Source organism: Mesorhizobium monacense, from assembly GCF_056781675.1.
Genome location: NZ_CM165567.1, coordinates 3,030,177 through 3,054,872 on the forward strand (window position 1 = coordinate 3,030,177; position 24,696 = coordinate 3,054,872).

Genomic DNA, 24,696 nt, shown 5'->3' on the forward strand with positions numbered 1-24,696 from the left:
AACCGCTGCGCACTTTTGGGCGACATGCATCAGGAACTCGGAAGGCCAGCTCTCGACAGCATTTCAAGGAACCTCGAGTGATGATGGTCCTTCACATAGCGTGGCACAAAGCCGGGGCAGACATTGCCCAGATTGAGATGTGGAAGTTGTGACAGGCAATGATGGATGGCCCGTGACGCTTCCTCGTTGTTTCCGGTTGCCGACGCGGCCGCGGCCCAATAAAGCGCGCCGCGAACGAACCCCGGCTTTGTCCTGACCACCCGGCGGGCGACTTCGAGCGCCCGCCGATCGTCTCCGCCGGCGAACAGTGCAACAACCAAGCCATGGTGACGCCAGAAGTCGATGACGTCATGCGCTCCGAGCCGGATTGCCTCGTTGGCCTCACGCACAGCTTCGCTGACCTGTCCGCGCAACGCAAAGAGCATCGAAATGTCGCCGTGGCCGCTCGGATAGCCTGGGTTGAGGCTGATCGCATGTTGGCATTCGGCGATCGCCTCGTCGATGCGGCCGGAACTTTCGAGAGCGAATGACAGGACGCAGCGGGCAATTTCGTCGTCAGGCACTGCCCGTACCGCTACTTGCGCAAGCTCGACCGCACGCTCGATCTGCCCCTGCTCCCGGGGCAGCGAACCAAACGCCACGCACATGGAAATTATGATCGACAGCGTCCGCTTCGCACGAGCGTTGTCGGGACCTATCGATACAGCCTTCTCGGCAAGCTCTATCCCGACCAACAGCGAGTCCCGGGTCATCTCAAAATACTTCATGAGAGCCTCGTTCACCAACCTGCGCACTTCAGGAGGACCAGGCGGGCTCTTGTCGCGGACTTTCCAGTCGGTCAGTTGAAGGTCGAGGATCACTCCCAGAACAACAGACTGTGCGATCCTGTCCTGGAATTCGAGCGCGTTCTCGGCGTGGCCGTCGAACTTCTGGGCCCAGACGTTGTGGCCGCCGGTGGCATCGACAAGCTGGATGTTCACCCTCAGTCCATTGCCGGATCTCTGGACGCTGCCGCTGAGCACATATCGCGCCCGGAGCATTCCCGGCGTTTTGGTTTCTTCGGCAGCGCCGTTCTTCTCCACGGGAGGAGGCGCAGAGAGCACGACATAGTCGGCCACCTCTGAGAGGGCCGTGGTGATGTCCTGGACGAGCCCCCTGGCAAAAAAGTCGTCGCCTCGCTTTCCCGTCAGGTTGACGAAGTCGGCGACACTGATCGATGGGCGCCCCAGGCGCTGACCGGCGGCACCATTTGCCGATGCGGTATCGGCGACAGCCAGCAGGGATTGCCAAAGCGCCCGCGTCTCGGGGCTGGCTTCGACACCAAACTCCTTTTTTAGCACGCTTTTGCAAGTCTCGTATGTTCGCAACGCCCGGTCGCGTTGGCCGCACGCAACGAGCAGTTCCATCTTCAGCCGATAGGATTCCTCGCGCGTCGGTTCCATGGCCAGAATTCGATCGGCCAGGACGAGCCCCGTTTCAGCGTCCACGACACGAGCAAGCTTTTCGAACAACTCAAGCGCTCGGTTCAGCAGCCTTTCGCGTTCCGATGCGGCCCAGTCATCGAAAGCACTGCTCCCCAGATAAAGGCCATCGAGAAAAGGCCCGGTGTAAAGTGCCAGAACCGTTTCGAGCTCCTGCGAGGAACGGGCTGAGAGGCCGGATTCGAACTCCCCGACGTCGACGCGAACCGCATCCGGCCTGAGGCCGATCAACTCCTTGCGGGAATGAATGAGATCCACCCCCGCTCGTGACAAATCCCGGCGCAGGACGCTGAGGGTTTGCCGCAGGCTGTTGCGTGAGTGCTCGCTATCGCTGTCGCCCCATAGCAGGTCAGCAAGCCTTTCCCTTGTCGCCGACATACCCGGACAGCGGGCCAGATAGGCAATGATCGCGGGGCCTCGCTTCCCGGTCAGCCAGAGTGGGCCGACAGCCTCCTTTTCAATCCGGAAACCGCCGAAAAGCGAGATTCTACTTGCAGTGACGTCATCCGCATCTTGCATTTGCTTAACAGCTTCTTCCCTCGTGACGAAATTCTAACTCAAAACTAACGCTTCGCAAACAGTAGAGCCGCGCCTCAAGCGCTCTCGTGACGGCCGGTCGATTAGACTTCGCTGAATTAGGGGTGACTGAGCCTGCGGCAGGCTTTGGCCCGAGGGGGCGGCGGATGTCAAAGCTTAGAGCCAATTTGCTGCTCCTGTTTGCCGCCGCCTTGTGGGGCTTCGGCAATGTCGCGCAAAAGACGGTGCTCGACCACCTCGATGCACTGAGTGCCGTTGGTCTGCGCTGCCTGATCGGCGGGCTGCTTGTGCTGCCCTTTGTCCTGACTGAAAGGCGACTGCCGGCCGGGGCGGGCCATCTTGCCAGCCTGGCCAGAGTGGGGGCGCTGTTTGCCATCTCCATCATGCTTCAGCAGCTTTGCTATCTCGGCGCCACCGTCACGAATGCAAGCTTTCTGATAAGCACGGCAACGGTGATGACGCCGCTGGCTGCGTGGCTGCTTATCGGCGAACGTCCGACAGCCAGTCTGACATTCGCCGCCGGGTTGACCGTAGTCGGTGCCCTGCTCTTGTCCGGTGGGATCGCCGGTTTCAGCGCTGGCGATCTCACCGCTATCCTGTCGGCTGCCTGTTATGCGCTCTGGACGGTCGAGCTTGGCCGGCATATGCAAACCCACGGGCGGCCATTCACCGCCGCGGCGACACAGTTCCTCGGCGCCGCCGCCTTCGCCCTGCCGCTCGGGGCAATGCACGGCAATTTGTCGATGGCCGCTGCATTTGCAGCCGGCCCGGAACTGGCGGTCCTCGGTATATTCTCCACCGCATTTGCTTTCGGCATACAGATTGTCGCCCTGCGCTACACCTCGGCCAGCCATGCCGCCGTGATCGTCAGTGCCGAAAGCGTCTTCGGCGCGCTGGGCGCGGCGATCTTCCTCGGCGAGCAGGCCTCGCCAGCAGGCGCATTGGGGGGCGCGATCATTCTCAGTGCGATCCTGTCGGTCGCAATGTCGAACCGAACGCCGCAGGCACATGCGCCCCTGCAGACCAATCCGATTCAACCCTTCGACGCTCCGGTGCCAGCCTTCGCCGCCGCCAATCCCGGTCAAGAGGAGGTACGCCATGCTCCTTACCGAGACCCTTCCTCGCTGCGCTCGTCTTGATTGCCGCGCATTGACCACCTCGAAAAACAGCCCGTTGTTGAAATGGAGAGTACCATGTTCGAACATGTGTCCGAGGAAGCCGGTCCCTCATTCCTGAGACTGGCAACGATGCTTGCGGCGTCGTTGTTTTGGGGGCTGCCGGCACATGCCGCCAATGTCGATGTGGCGATCGTGTTCGCCGTCGATTTCTCGTCCTCGATTGACCCGAAGATTGCCGACCTGCAGCGCGAGGGACATGCCGCGGCACTGACTTCGCCCGAGATCATTGCCGCCATCACCCGAAATTATCTTGGCTGCATCGGCGTGGCCTATTTTGAATGGTCGAGCCCCGGGCACACGCGCGTTGTGCTGCCGTGGACAAGGATCTGCGGGCTCGAGGATGCCAAGGCAGCGGCGGCGGTGATCAGCAAGAAGGGCGATACCGGCTATGCCCGCAGAGGCCGAGGCGGAACATCGGTTTCCTCGGCCATCGACGTCGGAAGTCTTCTGCTCGATCAGTTTCCTGGAAACGCGATGAAGAAAGTGATCGACATCTCTTCCAATGGCGAGAACAACGACGGGCTTCCGGTTCAGCCGAGCAGGCTGAACGCCATCACCAAGGGATACACGATCAATGCAATCGCCATTCCAACGGAAGGCGAGAACCCGGAGCAACCGTTGGCATCCTACTTTGCCCGATCGGTCATTGGCGGCTCCCAAGCCTTCGTCATGTCGCCGACGGGGCCAAACGACTACATCAGGGCCCTTCGCCGGAAGCTGGTGACGGAAGTAAGCATGAACGCACCCCTTGCCGCCACAAGTGGATGGGGACTCATCACACCCGTGGTTCCGCATATGCAAGACTAGGTCTACTCCCTCATCGGTCCGGGAGCCGGATTTGATCCTCTGCATTGCCTTCTGCGACCGCTCGCTCAATAGTCCTGCCGATGTTGCAGACCATAGCGAGTCACTGGCCTCAGCTTATCTTGATCATTTCGGTGGCGATGGCGACCGTCGGCATCGCTCATGCCATCATGACAAAGGAAGACGTGCGCGCGGCCACCGGCTGGGTGGGCGTAATGCTGCTTTCGCCATTCCTTGGCGCGATCATCTACACCGTTGCCGGCATAAACCGGATCCGCCGTGCAACGATCAGCGCGCAGCGGCCGCCCGCCGGCGAGACGGCAACTGCAAAGCGCGAGCGCGACATCGCCAGCGAAGAGCTGATCTTCGAGCGCTACGGCCAGCGTTTCGCTGGCCTGAAGACATTGGGCGACAGGGTGGCGCGGCGCGCCCTGACGCCGGGAAACGCAATTGCAATCCTGAAGACCGGTGACGAGGCCTATGCCGCGATGTGCCGGGCGATCGACGATGCTCAACGCAGCATCCTGCTCGAGACCTACATCTTCGACAATGACGATGTCGGGCGGCTTTTCGCCGAATCGCTGGCCGGAGCGGTCCGACGGGGCGTCAGCGTTCGCGTGCTGATCGATGCCGTTGGCGTCCGCTACTCGGTCCCCAGCATCCTGAAGCTCCTGCGAGAGGCCAACGTCACCGTCGATCTCTTCAACGGCAACATCGTCATAGGCTTGCGACTTCCCTATGCAAACCTGAGAACGCACAGGAAAATCCTGGTTGTCGACGGCATGGTGGCGTTCACGGGAGGCATGAACATCCGAAAGGGATTCTCAGCCGAATTCGCGGGCTCGACCAGCGCTGGGGATACGCACTTCCAGGTCACCGGACCGGTCGTGGCCGACCTCTTTTCGGTTGCCGCCGAGGATTGGCGCTTCGCCGGCAACGAGGCGCTGAAGGGCGATGCCTGGCAGGTGGACAAGCCCTTGCCGCCTCCCGATCAGCCGATGCTGGTGCGGGCGGTGGCGTCGGGGCCGGATGCCAGTATCGAGACGAACCACAAATTGCTGATGGGGGCATTTTCCGTCGCCCGCAAATCGATCCGTATCATGTCGCCCTATTTCCTGCCGGACCGGGAGCTGATCAGCGCGCTGACCACGGCGGCCAGGCGCGGCGTCGAGATCGACATCGTCGTGCCGGCGGTGAACAACCTCTTCCTCGTCGACCGCGCCATGATGGCGCAGTTCGACCAGGTGCTGAAGCACTATTGCCGCGTGTGGCGCCACTCGGGGGCGTTCGATCATTCGAAGCTGCTGTCGGTCGATGGGGTGTGGGCCTATATAGGCTCCTCCAACCTCGACGCCCGGTCGCTCAGGCTGAACTTCGAGATCGACATGGAGGTGCTCGATGCAGGCTTTGCCGCCGAGATCGAAGCGCGTATCGGATCGGCAATTCAATCCGCGACACAAGTGACGCTCGAAACCTTGAAGGCCCGGCCATTCATCGTTCGCCTGTTCGACCGGGTGCTGTGGTTGGGATCGCCTTATCTCTAGCCGGACCTATATCTGGGGAAGACGAGCAGCAGACACGATGCAGAGAACCGGACGCAACCTTCCTGAGAACATGCTCCTGTCCATTCGCCGCCGAAAATCCCGGACGACGAGGACCGAGCCGCGCGAGCCTGTGGACGGCGCCAGTGCGCTGGTCGCGTCCTACAACGTCCACAAATGTGTTGGCGTCGACAGAAAATTCGACCCCGAACGAATTGTCCGCGTCATCCGGGAAATCGCACCCGATGTCATGGCGCTGCAGGAGGCCGACAATCGTTTCGGCGACCGCGCCGGGCTTCTCGATCTTGGGCGTCTCGAAATGGAGACGGGCCTGGTGCCCGTGCCGGTGTCCGGAAACGGCAAGGGGCACGGCTGGCACGGCAATGTGCTCCTATTCAAACGCGGCACCGTTCGCGATGTCCACCAGATAAAGCTGCCGGGACTGGAGCCGCGCGGGGCGCTGGTTGCCGAAATCGACATGGACGAGAAACGGACGCTGCGGGTCATCGCCGCGCATCTCGGCCTGCTGCGCCGCTCACGCTCCGAACAGGCGCGCGTCGTGCTCGATATCATGAACAGCCCGGACGAAAAGCCGACGCTGCTGCTCGGCGACCTCAACGAATGGCGGCTTGGCAACCGGTCCGCGCTGAACACGCTGCATGCGACTTTCGGTCCTTCGCCGCCGGCGGTTCCCACCTTTCCGTCGAGCCTGCCGCTGCTCGCGCTCGACCGGATCATGGCCAATCGGCACGGGATGATCTCGTCGGTGGAAGCCCATGACACGCCGCTTTCGCGGGTCGCCTCCGATCATCTGCCGCTTACGGCTTTCGTGCACCTGTAGCTCACCCGTCCCGCAGCCAGACCAGCATCTCGCCGGGTTCTCGGTTGTTCCAGGCGAAATAAGGCACCGCCTTCAGCTTCGTCTCCTCGATTCTGGGCGCATCGGTGTGGTAGAGGCCGCTGTTCCAGTTCTCCGCCGCCTCTTTCGTGCCAATGGCCGAGAGCGTGACGACACCGCCAAGCAGGTTCGGCTCGGCATGCGCCTCGATCTCGGCCGTGCGCGGCAAGGTGATGCGGTGCAATTGGCCGGCATTGTCGGTCGCCTCGACGCAGTAGATCAGCGGACCACGGGCCAGTGCGACGCGGCCGATGTCCTGGCGCACTTCGGGGTTGGCGAAGAGCCGGGCGATCGACATGTCGAGCTCGAGCTCGACCCGGTCGCCGCGCTGCCATTCGCGCTGGATCGCGGCATAGCCGTCGCTGGTCACGCTCTCCAGATCGACAGTGGCGCCGTTGACCTTGAGCGCCGCCTTGCGGGACCAGGACGGTATGCGCAGGTGCAAGGTGAATTCGACCGGCGCCTCCGGCTCGACGCGGATCGAGATCGCGCCGTCCCAGGGACAGTTGCTGGTCTGGACCAGCTCGACCTGTCGGCCCTTGATCTCGAAACGGGCCGTCGAGTCACCATAGAGGTGGACGGCTAAGGCGTCGTCCGAGAGGCCGTAGAAATAGCTGCCGATCGACGCAACCATGCGGCCGATATTGGGCGGGCAGCACGGGCAGCGGTGCCATTTCCAGCGGTTGTGCTTGCCGCGGCTTTCCAGCGGGTTCTCGTAGAAGAACAGCGAACCGTCGAGCGACAGGCCGGAGATCGAGCCGTTGTAGAGCGCCCGCTCCATCATGTCGGCATAGCGCGCGTTCGGCCCCATGCCGAGCATGCGGCTCGCCCAGAACACCAGCCCGACCGAGGCGCAGGTCTCGGCATAGGCGGTCTCGTTGGGCAGGTCGTAGTCGGCGGTAAAACCCTCATTGTGCGCCGACGGCCCGATGCCGCCGGTAATGTAGAGGTTCTTGGTCGTCAGGTCGTCCCAGAGACGGTCGAGCGCCACCCTCAGCGTGTCGTCGCCATATTCGGTGGCGATGTCGGCCATGCCGGAAAACAGGTACATCGCCCGCACCGCATGGCCGACGACCTTGTCCTGCTCGCGCACGGGTCTGTGCGACTGATTGTATTCGTAGGTCTTGAAATGATAGGCCTTCGGATCGGCGCCGCGGGCGCGCGCCTCCTCGTCGAAATAATGCGGCTGCTGGCCGCGCTGGTCGATGAAGTACTTTGCCAAGTCCATGTATTTCTGCTGGCCGGTGACCCGCGAAAGCTTGACCAGCGCCAGCTCGATCTCCTCATGGCCGCAATAGCCCTTCTTCTTGCCCGGCTCGGGACCGAAATTGTCGGCAATATGGTCGACATAGCGGCACATGATGTCGAGCAGCTTGCGCTTGCCCGTGGCCTGGTAGTAGGCGACGGCGCCTTCGATCAGATGGCCGGCGCAATAGAGTTCGTGGCAGTCGCGCAGATTGGTCCAGCGCAGGCCGGGCTGGATGCGCTGGTACCAGCTGGACAGATAACCGTCGGGCTGCTGCAGCTTGCCGTACATGTCGATGACGGCGTCGATCTTGGCCTCAAGCGCATCATTGCGGCGGCGGTAGAGCGAATAGGCCGCGGTCTCGATCGTCTTGCCCCAGTCGGAGTCCCAGAACATCTGCGTGGTCACCGTCGAGCCGGTGAACTCGTTGCCGGTGAAGGAGACTTCGTCGGGCGACGGCGAATGGAACGGGATGACGACACCCGGCGAGGCCCGGTCTGGATCGATCTGCTCCAGCATGCGGGCCGCGACGCAGCGCTCGTAGAGGATGTCGGCGGTGCGCGAGGCCACCGCATCGACGCGGTCGCCCCAGAAGCCGCGCACATCGACCTGCGGCACCGGCAGCGGCCGGAAGGCGAGCATCGGCTTGCCCGATGTGACGGTCTGGCTGGCGGGTTGTTTGGCGGATTGCGTTGCGGTCATCAATTCAACTCCGTTCGAATGCGATTGGTCATTTCACGGCCCCTGCCATCAGGCCGCGGATGTAGAAGCGCTGCAGAGCCAAGAAGAGGATCAGGCACGGCACCATCATCACGGTGACGCCCGCCTGCACCGCGCCCCAGTCGATGGCGCCGAAGCGGCCGGACTGCAGCGCGGTCATCATGATCGGCAGCGTGAACTTCGACTGGTCGGTCATCAGCACCAGGGCGGCAAGGAATTCGTTCCAGGCGCCGAGGAAGGCGAATAGCGCGATGGTGACGATGCCCGGCCAGACCAGCGGCAGCATCACCCTGACGAGCATGGTGATGTTGTTGGCGCCGTCCATGCGCGCGGCCTCCTCGATCTCGCGCGGCACCGCGTCGAAGGCGTTGCGCATCATGAAGATCGAGAACGGCAATTGCAGCGTGACATAGACGCAGACCAGCCCGGTCAGCGTGTTGTGCAGGCCGATCTTGGTCAGCACCAGGAAGATCGGCGTCAGGATCGACTGGAACGGGATCATGATCGTCGACAGGATGACGACGAAGAGCAGGTCCTTGAAGGGAAAGCGGAAGCGCGAGAAACCGTAGCCGGCAAGCACGCTGACGATGACGGAAAACACCACCGTCATCACCGAGACGTAGATGCTGTTTTGCGCCGGCAGCCAGAGCCCGTCGCCGAAGGTGTTGAGCGTGCCGTAGTTCTCGACCGAGAAGCCAGTGGTCGGCCAGGGCGGCAGCGGCGGCAGGCGCGCCTCCTGCGAGGGCTTGAAGGCCGACAGCACCGTCCAGACAATCGGCGCCAGGAACAGCACCGAGGCGATCATGCCGGTTGCGTGCTCGGCGATGCCGAGGCGCAAGCGGCTGCTGCGGCTGCGTGCCTGCGCCATCAGTCGACCCCCTCGGGTTTGCGCAGCAGCCACAGCTGGACCATCGAGAGCGCGACCAGGATGGCGAGCAGGATCATCGACAAGGCCGCGCCGTAGCCGAGCTTGAACGACACGAAGGACTGGTTGAAGATCCAGTACACGGCGGTCAGCGTCTGGTTGCGCGGACCACCGCGCAGGATGATGTAGAACTGGTCGAAGGCAAGGATGGAGCCCGCGACCGACAGGATCAGCGCCAGCGCCAGCGTGCGGCGCATCAGCGGCAGCGTGATCGCCCGGAAGCGCGCGAACGGCCCTGCCCCGTCGATCATCGCCGCCTCCTGCAATTCGGACGGGATCGACTGCAGGCCGGTCATCAGGATGATCATGGTGAAGCCGGCGACCTTCCACACGACCATGGCGATGATCGACCAGAAGGCCGGCTGGAAGGTGGCCAGAAGGTTGACCTTCTTCTCGGTCAGGCCGAGATCGAAGGCGGCCGGGCTGAACAGGCCGGAATCGACATTCAACAGCCACGACCAGAGCAGGCTCGCCGATGCGAAGCCGATGACGGCCGGCATGAAGAAGGACGTGCGGTAGAAGCCGGTGAGCCGCCTCGGGCGCTCGATGAACAGCGCCAGCGGAAAGGCGACGGCGAAGATCGCGATCGTCACCACCAGCGTGTACCAGCCGGTGAAGCGCAGCGCGTTCCAGAACCTGGTGTCGCGCAGGATCGCCCAGTAGTTGGCGAGGCCGATATAGGAGTGCTCGCCCATCAGCGGCCAGTTGTGCAGCGACATCCACGCCGTCATGCCGAGGGGGATGATGAAGAACACGACGACCAGCGCCACCGCCGGCGCGACATAGAGCAGGCCGACCCACTGCCGGCGGCCGGCGCCGACCAGTTTCCTGGGGCGCGCGGGAGCGGAGGTTGCTGCGATGGCGGTCATGCGTGCTCTTCCGTTGGATCCAGCGAGGCGGCCCCACCTCCCCACGAGGGGGAGGGTAAGGAGCGCTCCGGCCGCCCGGCCAGGGAGACGGGGCGGGCGGCCGGGTCAGGACCTTGGACGGCAGGGCGTTGCGCCGCTCCTGCCGTCCAGCCAGTCCTTATTTCTGCGGCGCCTGGTCGATGATCGACTGCATGGTCTCCTGCGCGTTCGAAATCGCGCCGTCGACATCGTCGCCGAAGAAGACCTCGTTGACCATCTGCGTCCACGGGCCGTTGGCGGAGTTGATCAAATCGTTGAACACCACCGTATAGGGCGTGCGGCCCTTGGCCATGGCCTCGGCGGCGATCTGGTAGCGCGGGTCGAGGTCCTTCAGCGCTTCCTTGGCGATGTCGCCACGTACCGGCAGGCTGCCGTATTTGGCCAAAATAGTCTGGCCCTCGAGCGAATAGGCGAAGTCCAGGAACTCCTTCACCACGGCGAGTTTCTTGGTGCCCTTGGTGACGACGAAATTGTCGCCGCCGGCGAAGGACGACCAGCCGCCATCCTTGCCCGGCAGGAAGGTGACGCCATAGTCGACATTCGGATATTGCGTGTTCAACGCACCGATGGCGAAGGCGCCGGACGGCGTGATGCCGATGTTGCCGGCGGCAAAGGCGGCGAAGAAGTTGGAGCCGGTGTCGGTCTGCGCGCCCGCCGGCACCAGATCCTTCTTGACCATCGAGCGGTAGAGGTCGATGGCGCCGCGCAGCTGCGGGCTGTCCAGCGTTGCCTTGGAGCCGTCCTCGGAGAGGATATCGCCGCCCGAGGCCCAGATCAGCGGCGTGAAGGTGAAGATGTTGCAGCCGCCGCAATTGCCGGAGAAATAGAAGCCCTTGATGTCGCCGCCGAGCGCGTTGACCTTTTCGGCGTCGGCTTCGATCTCGGCCCAGTTGGCCGGACCCTTTTCGGGGTCAAGCCCGGCCTGCTTGAACAGTTTTTTGTTCCAGATCAGCACCGAGCTGTCGGCCGAGAACGGCAGGCCGTAGATGCGGCCCTTGTAGGTGCCGGTCTTGACATGCGCCGGCGACAGGCTGGCGAAATAGGGCAGCGACTTCGCCCAGTCGGTGATGTCTTCCAGCTGGCCGGCGGCGGAAAAAGCCGGCGTGTAGATCAGGTCGAGCGAGAGCGCGTCGGGCGCGGTGCCGCCGGCGGCCGCCGCGCCATATTTCGGAATGATCTCGGCATTGGGGATGATGTCGAGCTTGATCTGGTTCTCATGCGCCTTGTTGAAGGCATCGACGATGCGCGGCATGAAGTTCGAGCCGTCGGCGCGCACCCAGATGTTGGCGGTGTCGGCGGCCATTGCGGGCAAGGCAAAGATGCTCGCGGCGAGCGTGAGCCCGGCAATCATGGTCTTCATGGTTTTCCTCCTCATAGGTTCTCCTCCCTGTTCGGCCGCCGCCGCCCGGTTGACCGGGCCAGCCGCGGCTTTTTTGCTTCATGCATGTCGTAGTCCCAAAACCGCTGCGCACTTTTGGGCGACATGCATTGGTCTCAGCCGCCTGGCGGACGGCCGCATGACTGACGCACCACCAGCCGGCACGGCAGTTTTCGTATGCCCGGCGCGGCCGGTTGGCCGCCGACGAGCGAAAGCAGAGCAAGCCCTGCCTCGCGGCCAAGCGCTGAAAGGTTCATGTCGACCGAGGTCAGCGGCGGGCGCGTCGCCTCGGCCACGATCTCCCAATTGTCGAAGCCGATGACGCCGACATCGTCGGGCACGCGAATGCCGCGCTCGCGCAGCGCATCGATGACGCCGCGCGCGATCTGGTCGTTACCGCAGAAGACGGCATCGGGGGCTTCTCCCCTGCCCGCCTTTGCGTCGAACAGTTTGCCGACCGCCTCATGCCCCCAGGCTTCCGACCAGGCGCCGAGCAGCGGCTCAGCAACCGGCAGGCTGTGCTCGGCCAGCACCGCGCGATAGGCCTCGGCGCGGGCATGCACCACGGCAAAGCTCGCCGGACCGGTGACATGGGCAATGCGCTTGCGCCCGAGCCGGCAGAAATGCTCGACCGCCAGCCGCGCGCCGCCGGCATCGTCGGAGACGAAAGCGATGGCGTCGGGATCGGGCTGGGTGAAGGCATAGATGACGGGAATGCGCAGATTGGCGAGATCGACCGGCAGATGGCGGTCGATGCGCTTGCCGGTGGCGATGATGCCGTCGACGCGCTTGTCGAGCATCGCCTCGACATGCAGCTGCGCGAGCCGCGTGTCGTCCTCGACATTGCACAGGAACACCGAGACGCCGGCATCGACCAGCGCATCGGAAACGCCGGCCATCAGCGGCAGCGAAAAGCGGCCATAGGTATCGTTGGTGAGCAGCCCGACGGTGAAGGAGCGCTTGCGCAGCAGGCTCTGCGCCAGGCTGTTCGGCCTAAACCCCAGCCGCTGCGCCGTCTCGCGGATACGCTCGCGCGTCTCCGCCGTCATCCGCCCCTGCCCGTTCAGCGCTTTTGAGGCCGTCGCCACACTGACGCCGGCGGCCGAAGCCACCTCACGCAAGGTGACCGGGGCGGGCGCTGGCGAGGCGTCGGAAACCATGGTGCGCGGCGAATTCCCTTAGCTGGGAAAAGGTTTTCTCTTGTCGCCCTGCGAGGTGTTGATTGGTGACGTCAGCGGATGCGGGGCAATTTGGGAAAAGGTTTTCTCAGAGGAGATTAGGGGAAGGATGATGGGATGGCAAGGGGGATTGCTTTGCTTTGTGGCGTGTCCGAGGTTTCTTGCGAAGTGCCGTCATGTACGACCGCTTTTGCGTCAGAAGCAGCCTTCGGATTTGCGTTTGGAACGGCGGGAAAGGGCCACGAACCGACTGGCAGGTTTCGGGTCAGCGGATCGTCCAGAGCGGACATTTAGGTTGGGCGCGGGCATCGTCGTGACTTGACCCATAGCAGTCGTCGCGAATACGCTACCTGAACGTCGCGAAAGGATGGGAATGCGGTCGTTTGGCAGCCGGTACCTGCCAGGCCGGCACCTGTAACCCCGGCCGCACCACCGTCTGAAGGTCTAGCTCGCATCCACGGCGCTGTTTCTTCTTTGCAACAGGTCAGCCAATTCCGCGCAGCGGCGCCTCACGGCGTAAGCTTTGTGCTTTGTCTTTTGGATCTATTTGATGGAAATAATACCTGATCTGCAAGCGGGGAGGCGCCAGCATCATGTTTGATGAGGAGCGCCAAAATGAAGATCGAAGAAGCAGTTGCAGCAGCGACAGCCGAAGCGAGCGCGCTGCTGTCTTGCCTCGGCCAGCCTGTTGTCGCCTACCACGTCACGGCAATAATGAGAGAGGCAGACCTAGAACACGCTCGGGAGATGCAGCTCGCGTTGATGCGACGAAGCATTGAGGCTCTAGTCGATGATGGCCTGGAGGACGTCGCTGCCGAACATTTTGCATCTCTGTTCCACGGTCGTGTTGGCTTGACCTGGAGACTTCTGCACCTACCCGACGGCGCGTCGCACTGATATCGACCGAACCGGCCTCGCTCAGGCAGAGACATTTCTAATGTCTGCTTCTGATGCTGTGGACGGCTCTCCGACAACCGTTCAGCCTGTTTGGGCTGAAGAGGATGGAGGAGAGCCATGGAAGCAGCAGTTACGATCGGATTGGAGAACAAGGTATGGCGGTAATGAAGAAAACCTTGGATTGGGTGTCTAGGGTAGCTCCTATGCTAAGGACGCGGGGCCGAGCACCGCTCGAAGCCCTGGATCGTTCTGGCGGAGACGTTCCTCAATCCATTGCGTCGTCTGGTCGTAAGCGTCCGAAAACAACTCGGAATGCCGACTCCAATCCATGAAGCCGATCGTGCTCGAAACCTGCGGACAGACCAAGACATCCTCGTCGCCGGCGGCAATGTCCTGCGGCCCGTGTGCCAGCATACTCGCGGCAATAACCTGAAGCATGCTTGGAACCTGCGGCAAGCGGGCACGGCCGAAAGGGTTCAGCAGGGCGACCGCCAGTTCCGATCTTCCGGGGAGGCGGTCATAGTCGATGTGGTATTTTTGCGGTCCACTGGACCCAAAGCTTACGATGACATTGGGGCCGGTCTTGAGTTCCCTCATCTGTTCCAGCGGCAAATTGTTCATGATGGCGCCGTCCACCAGCATATCGCCGTCAGCCGTAAAGAACGGCGGCAGGACACCCGGGAGCGAGCCGGATGCCCGAACGGCTTGCCAGAGTTTTCCACGACGGTGGACATGGGGTTGACGGCTGCTCAGATTGGTCGAAAGCGCAAAGAACGGAAGCCAAAGATCTTCGATCAGAACGTCGCCGTATTCCTCCTGAAGGGCACGATCGAAGGCTTTGTGATCTAGAAGCGCGAAACGCGGCAAGGTGGGGCGCCGAAACGCCCAACTCTTGACAAATACGTTGTGCGTGCCGCGGTCGATCTGCTCCGCGTCCAACCCTCTTGCGAAGCCGGCCATCATCGCCGCTCCGGAACTCGTCCCGCCGAGATAGTCGAAGCGCCCGCCCGCCTCGACGAACGCCTTGTAGACGCCCAGATGGGCGCTGCCCAGGGACCCACCCCCGCCGCCACGAAGCCACGTGCCTTGCAGGAAATAAATCGGACCAGGCGCTGGATATCGGACCCGTCCTCCAGCGCAACATGATGATGCTGGCCGACATGGGGACGCTCATCGAGCCACGCAGAGGTGCCGGAGACCGCAGCCGAGCGATTGTCGTGAATTAGGACAAGCCGACCGGTCGATGGTGGATGGACCGATAGCGCCAATTCCTCGGACGTGTTCAAGCGAGGCGAGCAGGACGCGTTCGCTAGCAACAGGACGGTATCGGCCTGGCGAATGCAAACTCGTGTCCATTCATTAGGTTCTTCATCGGCGACGTAGACAACGAATTCAGCTTGCGCCTCCAGTTCGTTCAACCAGTTAAGGACCGGCTGGTCGTCGATCGGACGACCTGCGAACTTCGCGTGGACGTCAAGCCGGGAAACGAACTGAGCGCGCGTGACCGCGCCGAACTCTTGCTGTAGGTGCCCGATGAAAACCGGTGAGATGCGACTTCCGCCGGCTGCAATGATGGCAAGCGTTCGGATCTTGGCAGGTTTCTGGAGACGTGACAAAATTGGAGATTGCCTGGCGAACCGGCGCGCCAGAGATATTGTGACCGCCTCTCTCAGGTTCGGCAAAGCCTCGGCCGCCTTCTCGAAATGATTACGACTGATTTCAAGGACGATCGAATCGCGCGCTGCAAGGACAGTGGCCGTACGGGGCAGCCCTGCAAAGAAACCAATTTCGCCGACTAGTTCGCCCTGTGCGATCTCGGCGACCGAGCCAATCGGATCTCCTTTGTGTACCGTAAAGCGACCGGACAGCACGATGAAAAATGTGTCCGAGGGATCGCCTTCGCGAACCAGAACCTCACCGCGTCTCAGGACCCGACGGTCGGATTCGGCAGCCAAAGCCTCGAGCGCCAGCAACGACGCCCGATCGAACATCAATGTCGCCGACAATAATCTCGCCGCGACAGAATCGGCTGAGGACATCTAAGTCACCACTTCGCTCTCACTGTAACCTTTGCCGATTGTGTTTGCAGCTTCGCGGCGTTTGGCAAACTGTTGCGCATTGCGACCGCCGAACCCGGCTGACGCGAGGTTTGGAGCTCCAATGCGTCGCTTCAACCAGCGGCGTCAGAGTCCGTGTTCCGGTACGGTGAACAGGCTCACAGGGTCAGGGATACCTCGGATGGGGAAGTCGCCCAGTTCCTCGACGGGCTCTCCGATCAATTCAGCAACCTTGTCGGACAGGAGCAAGCGCCGCCCGGTCGTTTTCGATAGCGGTTCGATCCGCGCCGCCAGATTGACAGTGCGCCCAATGGCGGTGAAGTCGAGCCGATCCCTGGATCCGATATTGCCGAAGAATACGGGACCGCGATGCAGCGCAATTCCCATGCTGAGCGGCCGCCAGGAAAGGTCGCGCGACGGCTCGTCGGACTGAGCCTCGTTCAGGCTGTCCACCGCAACCAAACCGTTCCGAGCAGCGGCGAGTGCCGCAGCGGCGGCGGCCGGTGCCGACTGCGTGCCGAAAATGGGGAAGGCCGCCAGCATGCCGTCACCGACAAATTTCAGGACCTCACCGCCTTGTTCATGCACCGCATCCACGAGACCTTCGAAAAAGGCGTTCAGCAGCCGGATCATCTCGGCGCTATCGATGCGATCCGAGAGGCTGGTGAAGTTGCGCATGTCGGATACCCAGATGACCGCCTCGATGGTCTCGCCAAATCCGCGCCTTATGTCACCGGCGAGGACCCGCTTGCCAATGCGTCGGCCGAGATACGCATCGAGCACGTGCTCCGCAATCTTGCCACGCGAGACGATCTCGACATTGAGCGCCAGAGCCGGGCGCAACGCCTCAACGGCTTCGATGGTGGCGCGAGAAAAGCCCCCTGCTTGCCGTGTGGCAAGCGTCATCAGCGTAAACTGGCGGTCGTCCCGCTTCAGCGCGAAGCCCCAATAGTCCGTGTATCCAGCCGCCGCGAGGGTCTGCATGATCGGGTATGTCGACTGCGCCACTGGATCCTGGGGGTTCACCCGAATTGACCGGCCCTCCTCGATGATCGGCCTGAGGGGGCTGGTCAGGTAGTCGGTTGTTTCGCGGACATGCGCGTTGACTTCCACCTCATCACAGACACCGAGATCTCCGCGCCAGTTCGCCGTGATGCCCAGAAGCTGCGGATGCAGCGTCGACATGAGCAGCGTTGCCCGCTCGATCGGCTGGCCTGCCGCAACCAGTCGGGCGATGACGCCGTCCAGCAGCTCTGCCGGTCCGGCGGATGCTGCCGTCCCCGACATCAGCCAGTCGAGCGCCGTGCCGTCATCTATCGTTAATCGCGAAACAGGCCGGCGCTGAACCAGCCGGACATCAGGCGGGTATTCCAAGCCCACCGGACCAGTCGACAGCGATGCTTCAGCGAGTTCGGATCGTTGAGCCGGCATCATTCCTCGCGGCGTCATTCAAACGACGAATAGGCTTCCGAGGGGCAATCGCCAAGCTCCTATCATACGGCCTTTGAGCCCATCACTGTCTGTACAGGGTCAGGAGCTACGTCAAATCCTCACTATGGAATCTCCCTCCTGATCTACGCGGTAGCAATACATCTAATCTTCGCGATCGAGGGTTGGACCGTATGGCGGCCTTTCCTCAGTTCGTGGGCTGGCGACCGTTGGGAACACAAAAACGTTCTCGAAACGATCGTCACAATGATGCTGACGTTCATAGTGTTCACCTTTGGCTCGCTTCTCGTGGCCGTTCAGATCGCCGGAGGACAAATGACGCCGCGGATCATGGCGGCCACGCTTCTGCGCGACAACGCGATCCGATTTTCAGTTGGCGCTCGATCAGCTTCAGCGTCTGCTGAGCATGGTCGGCCAGCGGCATCTTCACCGTGAGGAGAACTGAACAAATCCGGCGAGCTGCGGGTGGTTTTCCACACACCGAACTGGAATGATTTTGTGCAAGTGATTTTTAGCGAAATCCGCCTTTATGGCGCGGAGAACTTCCAGATAGCGCGGCGTCTGCGTGCTGTGATTGAGCATCTTGCCCGGACTCTTCCGGAGCGTCGTCGCCCGGCCTTGCACGCAGAGCTTGGCCTACTTGATCGCACGATCGTGAAGCTCCATGCCCTCGCAGAAGACATTGCGTTTGCCCGTGTTCCCGATACTCAGGGGCTCGGAGGTTCATCCCCTCGATAGGCGGCTACCAAATCGGACGCCGATGTGAGCACCAGCACGCAGCACTCCACCGCAACTACGAGCAGAGTTTCGAGGTCCCCACGCGTGGGAGGGAGGATCGGCGTCAAGACGACCTGGTAGGGCGATTGGCCGGAGCTGACTGAAGGGCCGCTTCTTCAGCAAGAACCGGTCATTGCCCTCGTATTTCCTGATGGTCCTTTGATGGCGCAACCACGACCTCCACCGTGGTCGCCGGCAACGTCTGCTATCGGGCAACAGCGAAGAGCACCTCAACGGCCGACATGAGGCGCAAAGCAGCTGTTCGATCAGCGCCTCAGGAAGGTCGCCTATCGGGTCTAAGCGGCCATCGCGAACAAGCAAGCACCGACCGCCAACGTTCTCCCATGCGCTTCTCATGCCAAGTGGAGGTGACGCCAAGCATCAGGTCGACTGAGGTCGACGCTTGCCTCTGACATCGGCTGAAAACAACAATGCGCCGCGCTATCTTTCACGCCGCATGTCGCAAAAGCCCCGCGCCGCCCGTCCTCTGATCAAAGGAGAGCCCCATGCGAAAACTCATCGTCACCGAATTCATCAGCGTCGATGGCATCGCCGAGGTCGAGAAGCTGCCGGGCGTGACCTGGAACGATGAGATGCAAAGGTTCAAGGAGGACGAGCTTGCCGATAGCGGCGCCATGCTTTTGGGGCGCAAGACCTATGAGATCTTTGCCGGCTCATGGCCGAGCGAAACCGGAGATTTTGCCGAGCGGTTCAACGCACTGCCGAAATATGTCGCATGCACCAGCCTGAAGGCGCTCGACTGGAAGCCGGCCGAGTTGCTGCAAGGTCCGCTGTCGGAAGCGGTTAGGACACTGAAGCAAGGCAGCGGCGGCAACATCTATGTGCATGGCAGCCTCAGCGTCGCACAGGAATTGCTGCGCCACGGCCTGGTCGACCGCGTCAGGCTGCTCCTCTATCCCGGCGCCGTCGGCCAGGGCAAAGGGCTGTTCCCGTCCGGCGAGAAAGTGCAGCTCGAACTGATCTCGGCCACGCCCTTCAGCAACGGCGTGGTGGCGCTGGAGTATGCGCCTATGACGGAGAAGGCGTGATGCGCTGCGACTGCAGCCTCGCACCAAGGGGCGGCCGGCTGGTGTTTCAACCCGTCCGGATTTCTGTTTGAATGCGGCATTGCGGCGTGGAGTAGCGTCCCATCTCAAACGATCCATTTGGCCCTTTGCGGCTTCGTTTCCTGACCCGATGCGCCGATCAGCTCGCTGAGCTGAAGGCCATGGCGCATGAACCCCTATCAAGACGAAGTGCCGACGATCCTCTGCTCAGGATCGCTCACTCGCTGGCGGGCGCCGGCGGCACTTTCGGATTTCCTGACATCAGCGCACGCGCGTCCGAACTGGAGAGGCTGCTGATCGCGCAAGCGGATGCCACTGAGACAGGTCCTGCGCTCGATGCGCTCATCGCGGAGCTTGAGCGGGCGGTGAACTGAAGCTGGCAGCGCTGTTACTTTTTCGGGCCGGTCAGGCCGGTTCTGGTCATCTCGCCCCAGCTCTGGTCGGCCCGCAGATACTGCCACCAGCCCTTCACGCGCCAGAAATTGTTGAGCTGGCGATAGCCGAAATTCTCGAACACGGCGACCGCCGTCAGCACGGCCAGGTCCCGCGCGCGCGGAAAGCGCCGCAACTCGGCCTCTTCGAGGACCAGCGAACACACGCTCACGCAAACGCCATAGGTGAAAACCAGCGACGTGAAAGCCAGCAGATATTCGGTCGACAGGATGCCGAGCAGCCAGAAGGCCGGGATCAGCACATAGCCCAGCACCTCCGATATCGGCCCAAGCACGTCGACGACCAGTATGTGGCCAAAGCCGAGGAAGCCGACACGCCCATAGCGGGGGTTGAAGAGCATGGAGCGGTAACGGAAGAAGCATTCGAGCGCGCCGCGCTGCCAGCGCGTGCGCTGCCTTGCCAGAACGCGGAGCGTTTCCGGCGCTTCGGTCCAGCACACCGGCTCCGGAATGAACTGGATGCTGTATTTGCGCCTGGTGTCCATCATGTGGCGGTGCAGCTTGATCACGAGGTCCAAATCCTCGCCCATCGAACCACTGGTGAAGCCGCCAACCGCCACCACTTCCGCGCGCCGGAACAAACCGAAGGCGCCGGACACCAGCATCAGCGTGTTGATGCGGCTCCAGGCTAGCCGCGCCATGAGAAAGGCGCGCAGGTACTCGACCACCTGCAGCAGCGGCAGCAGCCGGTGCGGCAGCCGGACCTCGCGCACCCTGCCGCCTTCGATCCTGGAGCCATTGGCGATGCGGATCGTGCCGCCCACGGCGATGGTGCGCTCGGGATCGTCGATGAAGGGCTGGGCGGCGCGCATCAGCGCATCGGGTTCGAGGATGGAATCGCCGTCGATCACGCAGAACAGCGGCGCGCGGCAGACATTGATGCCGGCATTCTGGGCATCGGCCTTGCCGCCATTTTCCTTGTCGACCACGAACAGCCGTTCGGTCATCGGCGAGGAATAGAGGCCGCGGATCGGCTTGTGCGTGAGAGTCTCCTCATAGGGCCGGTGGAACTTCACCAGCTTGAAGCCTTCGATAAGGCGCTGCAGCGTCTGATCCTTCGAGCCGTCGTTGATGACGATCACTTCGAAATTCGGATATTCGAGCGCCAGCATCGAGTGCACGCTCTCGACCACGTTCACTTCCTCATTGTAGGCGGGCACGAGCAGCGCGATCGGCGGCGCGACGTCGCCATAACGGTGCCACAGCAGAGCCGAACGCGCGACCGGCGGGCGCTTGGACAGCGCGTAGCCGGCGATGACGAGCTGCAGCAGGTAAACGGCCGTCTGCGCCAGTCCTGTCACGATGATGAACCAGGACAGGATGGAGGCAACCAGGACGATCTCTTGGCTCCAGTCGAACATCAGGCGGCCGGCCCCTCGGCAAGGATCAGGGAGGCTGTGCGCTGGCTGCGCGAGACCTCGCTGGCGGCGATCTCGCGCAGCACCTGCTCTCCCGTTTGGCCGAACGAGCGCAGCGCGTTGGCGGCGGCATAGCGCACGGTCCATGCCTCGTCGTCCATCAGCTGCGCGAGCGGTGCGGCAAGTTCGGACAGGCCGAGGCGGCCGGCGGCGTCGGCAGCGTCGGCACGCACATCCCAGCCGCTGTTTTCCATCGCCTTGACCAGAATGGCCGGCGCGTTGGCATGCCCGGTCAGGCCGAGCCCCCGCAATGCCGCGGCGGCAACCTCCGGCGACGGATCGCCGGCCGCGCGGGCAAAGAACTCGCCGAACTGGAAGCCGCCGGCGCGGGCCAGCGCATCGATCGCGGCCGCCCTTATGAAAGGCACCGCGTCCTGACGCCCGGCATGATCCCGGAGCTCGTCGAACCGCTTCGGCGGAAAGCGCCTGAACAGCTCGATCAGGCGCCGCGAGCGCTGCCCCGCCACGCCGATCTTGCGCAGCGTTATGACGAGCGGCGGCAAGGCGCCGACATCGCAGAGCGCGATGGCGACGGCGATCCTGACCTCGCGCGAGAGGTCGCGGTCGAGCGCCGAAAGAAGGCTTGCCACCGCGTTTTCCGAACGCAGCGCCGCCAGCATCTCGGCCGCATGGATGCGTTCGGCGCCATTGCCTTTTTCCAGCTGGGTGCCGACAAGCGCCGGCAGCCCGCAGTCGTTGAAGGCGGAAATGAGCTCGTCGTGCTCCTCGCCGCGCAACAGGGAAATGAACTCGAAGCCGGCGTCGATCGCCACCCTCGCCGGCACCGAGAGCAGCGCTGCCTTCAATGCCTCGCGGTCCCGGTTTTCCGTGAAGGCGATCAGCGCCGTCAGAAGAAAGCGCCGTTGATCGGCGTCCGCCGTGCCCCGACGCTCGTGCAGCACCCGGCGCACGATCAAGAGAAGCATGATCGCCAGGGAAAGGACGCTGAGCAGGATGGACAGGTGCCAGATGTACAACATGATCAGAACCGCGTGGTTAGGCCGAGCCCGAATATGGTTCGGTCGAATGTCGGGCGTTGCTCATGGGCGAGGCTGGCGCGCAGCGTCAGCGGATCGGTGACGTCCCAGGAGATGCCGCCAAAGACGGTGCGCGTCGGCACCAGCGTGCCGTCGGAGATTTCGGGGGCATCGGCGTAGCCGCCAAACACATTGACGCTCGGCGTGACCGCAAGATCGGCCCGCAGCACATAGCCATCCGCGCGCGTGCCGGTATCGTCGGCCGCGTGCACCCATCGGACTGAAAGCCCCAGCCGGCCATCCAGGACATAGGCCTGTACCCAGGGTGAGATGGTGGTGATCTCGGCGTTGGCGAAATCGTCGTAGCGGGTATCGATGTTGAGCGAGAACGGGCCGAACGCCTTGGCGGGCGCCACGATCTGCCACGAAGCGCCGGCGCCGACCGAATAGCGCGCCAGGAAATCGGCATCCGGCGTCGCCGCCGCCAGCGCATAAGCGGAAATCGTGGGTGAAAAGGCCTGGTCGATGCGGCCTTCGATCTGAAGGTCGGTGCGGCCGAAACGGGTCGCCACGCGGGTGCGGCCCGAAATGGTCGTCTGCGGGGTCAGGCGATAGGCAAGGCCGGCCAAACTGTCGGTCCAGTCGCCAAGCCCGTCGGTCAGCGTGCTCACTTCGCTGCCGAGATCGAACCGCCATTTGCGCGGCGGCGGCGCGGCCAGCCGTTGCTCGATGTCGCGCGAGCCGGGTTCGAGGGCAAGCGCCTGCCGGTAGGCGTCGCGCGCGGCGTCGTCGTCGCCACCGGCGCGGCGGACGTCACCGATCCCCACCAGCGCCTCGGCATTGTGCGGATCGATCGCCAGCACCCGCTGAAGCGACTGCTCGGCCCGCGTGTAATTCTGCTCAAGCAGGGAAATCCGCGCGTCGAGGCCGAGCGCCTCGGCATTATCAGGCGCGGTGCCAAGCAAATCATCGATCATCGCGCGGGCGCGCGGCACGTCGCCCTGCCAGATCGCCAGGCGGACCTTGCCGACGCGGGCGTCGAGAAGGCCGGGCCTGATGGCCAGCGCCTGATCGAAGAAATGCCCGGCCTCGTCGAATTTCTGCTGGGAACCCACGACAAGGCCAAGGGCGACCAGGATGTCGGTGTTTTTCGGCGCCAGGCGGAGCGCGCGGCGATAGGCCTTTTCCGCCTCGGGCAATTGTCCCGATGCCCGCAATCTCCGGCCTTCCTCCATCAGGCCGGCCACGGGATCCGGCCGCGGAGGGCGCGGCTTCTTCCTCGCGGTCGCAGACTTCGCCTTGCTGCTACTGGCCTGCTGGGCCTTGCGGATGTTGGCGACAAGCGTGGCCGCGTCGGCATTGCCGGGCTCGGCGCGCGAGACCTTTTCGGCCAGCGGCAGCGCGGCGTCCAGATTGCCGGAGCGGAACTCGACCTGGGCCATGCCGAAGCTGGCATCCAGATAGGCTGGCGCGAGTGAAAGCGCCCCGGAAAAGGCTTCGCGCGCCGCCGGCAGATCGTTGCGGCCAAGCTCGGCGAAAGCGAGTTGCACCAGGGCGTCGGCATTGTCGGGCTTGAGCGCCAGCGCCCGCCGAAGCAGGTTCACCGCCTCGTCGAAATGCTGGGCTTGCCTGGCCTTGACGCCGGAGGCGTACAGTTCGTCAACCGTCTGGGCCAGCGTCGCGGCAGGCGCTGCGGCAACCGCCAGGAACATGCATGCGGCAATGATGGCGCGCCGGCCGCGCCGCATCAGCGTCTCCCGCTCTTCCGCGCGAGCAAACGCGCAAGCCGGGCCAGCAGCTCCTCGGGAATGAATGGCTTCACTAGGTAGTCGTCAGCTCCCTTCTCAAGGGCCGAGACGATGTCCCTTTCGCCCTTGCGGGCGGTCAGCATGACGACCGGGGTTTCGGACAGGGCCGGATCGCCCTTGATGCGGGCAAGCACCTCCAGGCCGTCGGCCTTGGGCATCATCGCGTCGAGCACGATGATGTCCGGTGCCTCCTTCTCCGCCTTCGAGAGCGCTTCCGCCCCGTCTACCGCCTTGATGACCTCGTATCCCTTTGCCCTGAGCCTGAATTCCATCAGTTCGAGCAACAAGGGATCGTCATCGCAAATCAGGACTCTTGCCTTCGCTCCGTTCACCAGCCTTGCTCCGGTTCGCGCCTCGTTTGCCGCTAGCCCCCCGGAGTGATTGATCCCATGAACCGACATCCGCCAACGCGGTTCATGCAGACAGGCAAATTCCGCTCGAATCTCTCGCCGACGTCCGCCGATGCCGCGCGGTTATGGATAACCTGATTCGAGACGGCTGCACTTCAGCACAATCAGTAGATGAATAAGGCGGCATGGTATAGGAGCCGTGAACGGCATCGCACAGGCTGCGGACAACCTACGCTCCGCCGATCGCTCGGTGCCTAAGTCGGCCTGTTATCTCCGGCGCTGAGCGCAAGCAGGTGCTTGACTTCACCGGCAAGCGCAAGCGGGTCGAACGGCTTGGCGATCACCCCTACCGCCCCCATCGTCAGATAGCGTTCGACCTCATGCGTCTGGGTGCGCGCGGTGATGAACACCACGGGTATCGACGCCGTCGGCCCGGATTCGGCCAGCCGCTTCAGCGTCTCCGGCCCGTCCATGTCCGGCATCATCACGTCGAGCAGAATGAGGTCGGGTTGCCATTCGGCGGCATCGGCCAGCGCCTGCATGCCCGAAGAACAGGACCGCACCTCGAATTCCGGCTCGAGCTCCAACGACATCTGGGCGATTTCGCGGATATCGTCCTCATCATCCACATAAAGGATCCTTGCGGGCAT

23 protein-coding genes are annotated in these 24,696 nt (G+C 63.0%); 9 read left to right on the forward strand and 14 right to left on the reverse strand.

Features of this window, described 5'->3' with window-relative positions; genetic code table 11:
• Window positions 1-29 precede the first annotated feature (29 nt).
• Window positions 30-2,000: a BTAD domain-containing putative transcriptional regulator gene (locus AC1RUK_RS14590; RefSeq protein WP_481840283.1), complete on the reverse strand. Its 1,971-nt coding sequence runs from the start codon at window positions 1,998-2,000 to the stop codon at window positions 30-32.
• A gap of 164 nt (window positions 2,001-2,164) precedes the next feature.
• Here AC1RUK_RS14590 and AC1RUK_RS14595 point away from each other — a divergent pair, with 164 nt between their 5' ends.
• The 4 genes from AC1RUK_RS14595 (at window position 2,165) to AC1RUK_RS14610 (ending at window position 6,382) form a co-directional block, all read left to right on the forward strand.
• Window positions 2,165-3,157 carry a DMT family transporter gene (locus AC1RUK_RS14595; protein ID WP_481839501.1) on the forward strand — a complete coding sequence of 331 codons (993 nt, stop codon included), beginning with the start codon at window positions 2,165-2,167 and terminating at the stop codon, window positions 3,155-3,157.
• A gap of 54 nt (window positions 3,158-3,211) precedes the next feature.
• Window positions 3,212-4,003, forward strand: a complete 792-nt coding sequence (locus AC1RUK_RS14600) for a DUF1194 domain-containing protein (RefSeq protein ID WP_481839500.1) — start codon at window positions 3,212-3,214, stop codon at window positions 4,001-4,003.
• 80 nt (window positions 4,004-4,083) lie between these two features.
• Complete coding sequence (locus AC1RUK_RS14605) at window positions 4,084-5,544, forward strand: phospholipase D-like domain-containing protein (protein WP_481835059.1); 1,461 nt, start codon at window positions 4,084-4,086, stop codon at window positions 5,542-5,544.
• Between the two features lie 37 nt (window positions 5,545-5,581).
• Complete coding sequence (locus AC1RUK_RS14610; RefSeq protein WP_481835058.1) at window positions 5,582-6,382, forward strand: endonuclease/exonuclease/phosphatase family protein; 801 nt, start codon at window positions 5,582-5,584, stop codon at window positions 6,380-6,382.
• A gap of 1 nt (window position 6,383) precedes the next feature.
• Here the strand turns inward: AC1RUK_RS14610 and AC1RUK_RS14615 are convergent, their stop codons facing one another.
• The 5 genes from AC1RUK_RS14615 to AC1RUK_RS14635 all read right to left on the reverse strand — a co-directional run bounded on the left by AC1RUK_RS14615 (window position 6,384) and on the right by AC1RUK_RS14635 (window position 12,776).
• Window positions 6,384-8,387, reverse strand: coding sequence for a glycoside hydrolase family 127 protein (locus tag AC1RUK_RS14615; protein WP_481835057.1), 2,004 nt, complete (start codon window positions 8,385-8,387; stop codon window positions 6,384-6,386).
• Window positions 8,388-8,415: 28 nt separating this feature from the next.
• Complete coding sequence (locus AC1RUK_RS14620; RefSeq protein WP_481835056.1) at window positions 8,416-9,273, reverse strand: carbohydrate ABC transporter permease; 858 nt, start codon at window positions 9,271-9,273, stop codon at window positions 8,416-8,418.
• Complete coding sequence (locus tag AC1RUK_RS14625; RefSeq protein WP_481835055.1) at window positions 9,273-10,199, reverse strand: carbohydrate ABC transporter permease; 927 nt, start codon at window positions 10,197-10,199, stop codon at window positions 9,273-9,275. The genes AC1RUK_RS14620 and AC1RUK_RS14625 overlap by 1 nt, the downstream gene beginning before the upstream one ends.
• A 157-nt stretch (window positions 10,200-10,356) precedes the next feature.
• Complete coding sequence (locus tag AC1RUK_RS14630; protein ID WP_481835054.1) at window positions 10,357-11,598, reverse strand: ABC transporter substrate-binding protein; 1,242 nt, start codon at window positions 11,596-11,598, stop codon at window positions 10,357-10,359.
• Between the two features lie 134 nt (window positions 11,599-11,732).
• Window positions 11,733-12,776, reverse strand: coding sequence for a LacI family DNA-binding transcriptional regulator (locus AC1RUK_RS14635; RefSeq protein ID WP_481835053.1), 1,044 nt, complete (start codon window positions 12,774-12,776; stop codon window positions 11,733-11,735).
• Window positions 12,777-13,409: 633 nt separating this feature from the next.
• Here AC1RUK_RS14635 and AC1RUK_RS14640 point away from each other — a divergent pair.
• Window positions 13,410-13,691, forward strand: coding sequence for a hypothetical protein (locus AC1RUK_RS14640; protein ID WP_436173460.1), 282 nt, complete (start codon window positions 13,410-13,412; stop codon window positions 13,689-13,691).
• 201 nt (window positions 13,692-13,892) lie between these two features.
• On the opposite strand, the gene AC1RUK_RS14645 is transcribed toward AC1RUK_RS14640, so the two are convergent.
• From AC1RUK_RS14645 to AC1RUK_RS14655, 3 genes are all read right to left on the reverse strand, one after another.
• A complete protein-coding gene (locus tag AC1RUK_RS14645; protein ID WP_481840308.1) occupies window positions 13,893-14,744 on the reverse strand; it encodes a patatin-like phospholipase family protein in 852 nt (283 codons plus the stop codon).
• On the reverse strand, window positions 14,651-15,730 hold the full coding sequence (locus AC1RUK_RS14650; protein WP_481840284.1) for a cyclic nucleotide-binding domain-containing protein: 1,080 nt from the start codon (window positions 15,728-15,730) through the stop codon (window positions 14,651-14,653). The genes AC1RUK_RS14645 and AC1RUK_RS14650 overlap by 94 nt, the downstream gene beginning before the upstream one ends.
• A 144-nt stretch (window positions 15,731-15,874) precedes the next feature.
• The gene (locus tag AC1RUK_RS14655; RefSeq protein WP_436173458.1) at window positions 15,875-17,182 is read right to left on the reverse strand and encodes an adenylate/guanylate cyclase domain-containing protein; all 1,308 of its coding nucleotides are present in this window, start codon (window positions 17,180-17,182) and stop codon (window positions 15,875-15,877) included.
• A gap of 252 nt (window positions 17,183-17,434) precedes the next feature.
• Between AC1RUK_RS14655 and AC1RUK_RS14660 the strand changes: the two genes are divergently transcribed.
• The 4 genes from AC1RUK_RS14660 (at window position 17,435) to AC1RUK_RS14675 (ending at window position 19,415) form a co-directional block, all read left to right on the forward strand.
• On the forward strand, window positions 17,435-17,632 hold the full coding sequence (locus AC1RUK_RS14660; protein ID WP_481840309.1) for a hypothetical protein: 198 nt from the start codon (window positions 17,435-17,437) through the stop codon (window positions 17,630-17,632).
• Between the two features lie 69 nt (window positions 17,633-17,701).
• A complete protein-coding gene (locus AC1RUK_RS14665; protein ID WP_481840310.1) occupies window positions 17,702-17,935 on the forward strand; it encodes a hypothetical protein in 234 nt (77 codons plus the stop codon).
• Between the two features lie 545 nt (window positions 17,936-18,480).
• On the forward strand, window positions 18,481-19,023 hold the full coding sequence (locus tag AC1RUK_RS14670; RefSeq protein ID WP_481835050.1) for a dihydrofolate reductase family protein: 543 nt from the start codon (window positions 18,481-18,483) through the stop codon (window positions 19,021-19,023).
• Window positions 19,024-19,202: 179 nt separating this feature from the next.
• Window positions 19,203-19,415 (forward strand): Hpt domain-containing protein, encoded by a 213-nt coding sequence (locus AC1RUK_RS14675; RefSeq protein WP_481835049.1) that lies wholly within the window; start codon window positions 19,203-19,205, stop codon window positions 19,413-19,415.
• 14 nt (window positions 19,416-19,429) lie between these two features.
• On the opposite strand, the gene AC1RUK_RS14680 is transcribed toward AC1RUK_RS14675, so the two are convergent.
• The 5 genes from AC1RUK_RS14680 to AC1RUK_RS14700 all read right to left on the reverse strand — a co-directional run bounded on the left by AC1RUK_RS14680 (window position 19,430) and on the right by AC1RUK_RS14700 (window position 24,696).
• Entirely contained in the window at window positions 19,430-20,854 is a 1,425-nt protein-coding gene (locus AC1RUK_RS14680; protein ID WP_481835048.1) for a glycosyltransferase family 2 protein, read from the reverse strand.
• Window positions 20,854-21,891 (reverse strand): HEAT repeat domain-containing protein, encoded by a 1,038-nt coding sequence (locus tag AC1RUK_RS14685; protein ID WP_481835047.1) that lies wholly within the window; start codon window positions 21,889-21,891, stop codon window positions 20,854-20,856. The genes AC1RUK_RS14680 and AC1RUK_RS14685 overlap by 1 nt, the downstream gene beginning before the upstream one ends.
• 2 nt (window positions 21,892-21,893) lie before the next feature.
• Window positions 21,894-23,636: a YaiO family outer membrane beta-barrel protein gene (locus tag AC1RUK_RS14690; RefSeq protein ID WP_481840285.1), complete on the reverse strand. Its 1,743-nt coding sequence runs from the start codon at window positions 23,634-23,636 to the stop codon at window positions 21,894-21,896.
• Window positions 23,636-24,028 (reverse strand): response regulator transcription factor, encoded by a 393-nt coding sequence (locus tag AC1RUK_RS14695; protein WP_481835045.1) that lies wholly within the window; start codon window positions 24,026-24,028, stop codon window positions 23,636-23,638. Before AC1RUK_RS14695 ends, AC1RUK_RS14690 begins: the two co-directional genes overlap by 1 nt.
• A gap of 272 nt (window positions 24,029-24,300) precedes the next feature.
• The gene (locus AC1RUK_RS14700; RefSeq protein ID WP_481835044.1) at window positions 24,301-24,696 is read right to left on the reverse strand and encodes a response regulator; all 396 of its coding nucleotides are present in this window, start codon (window positions 24,694-24,696) and stop codon (window positions 24,301-24,303) included.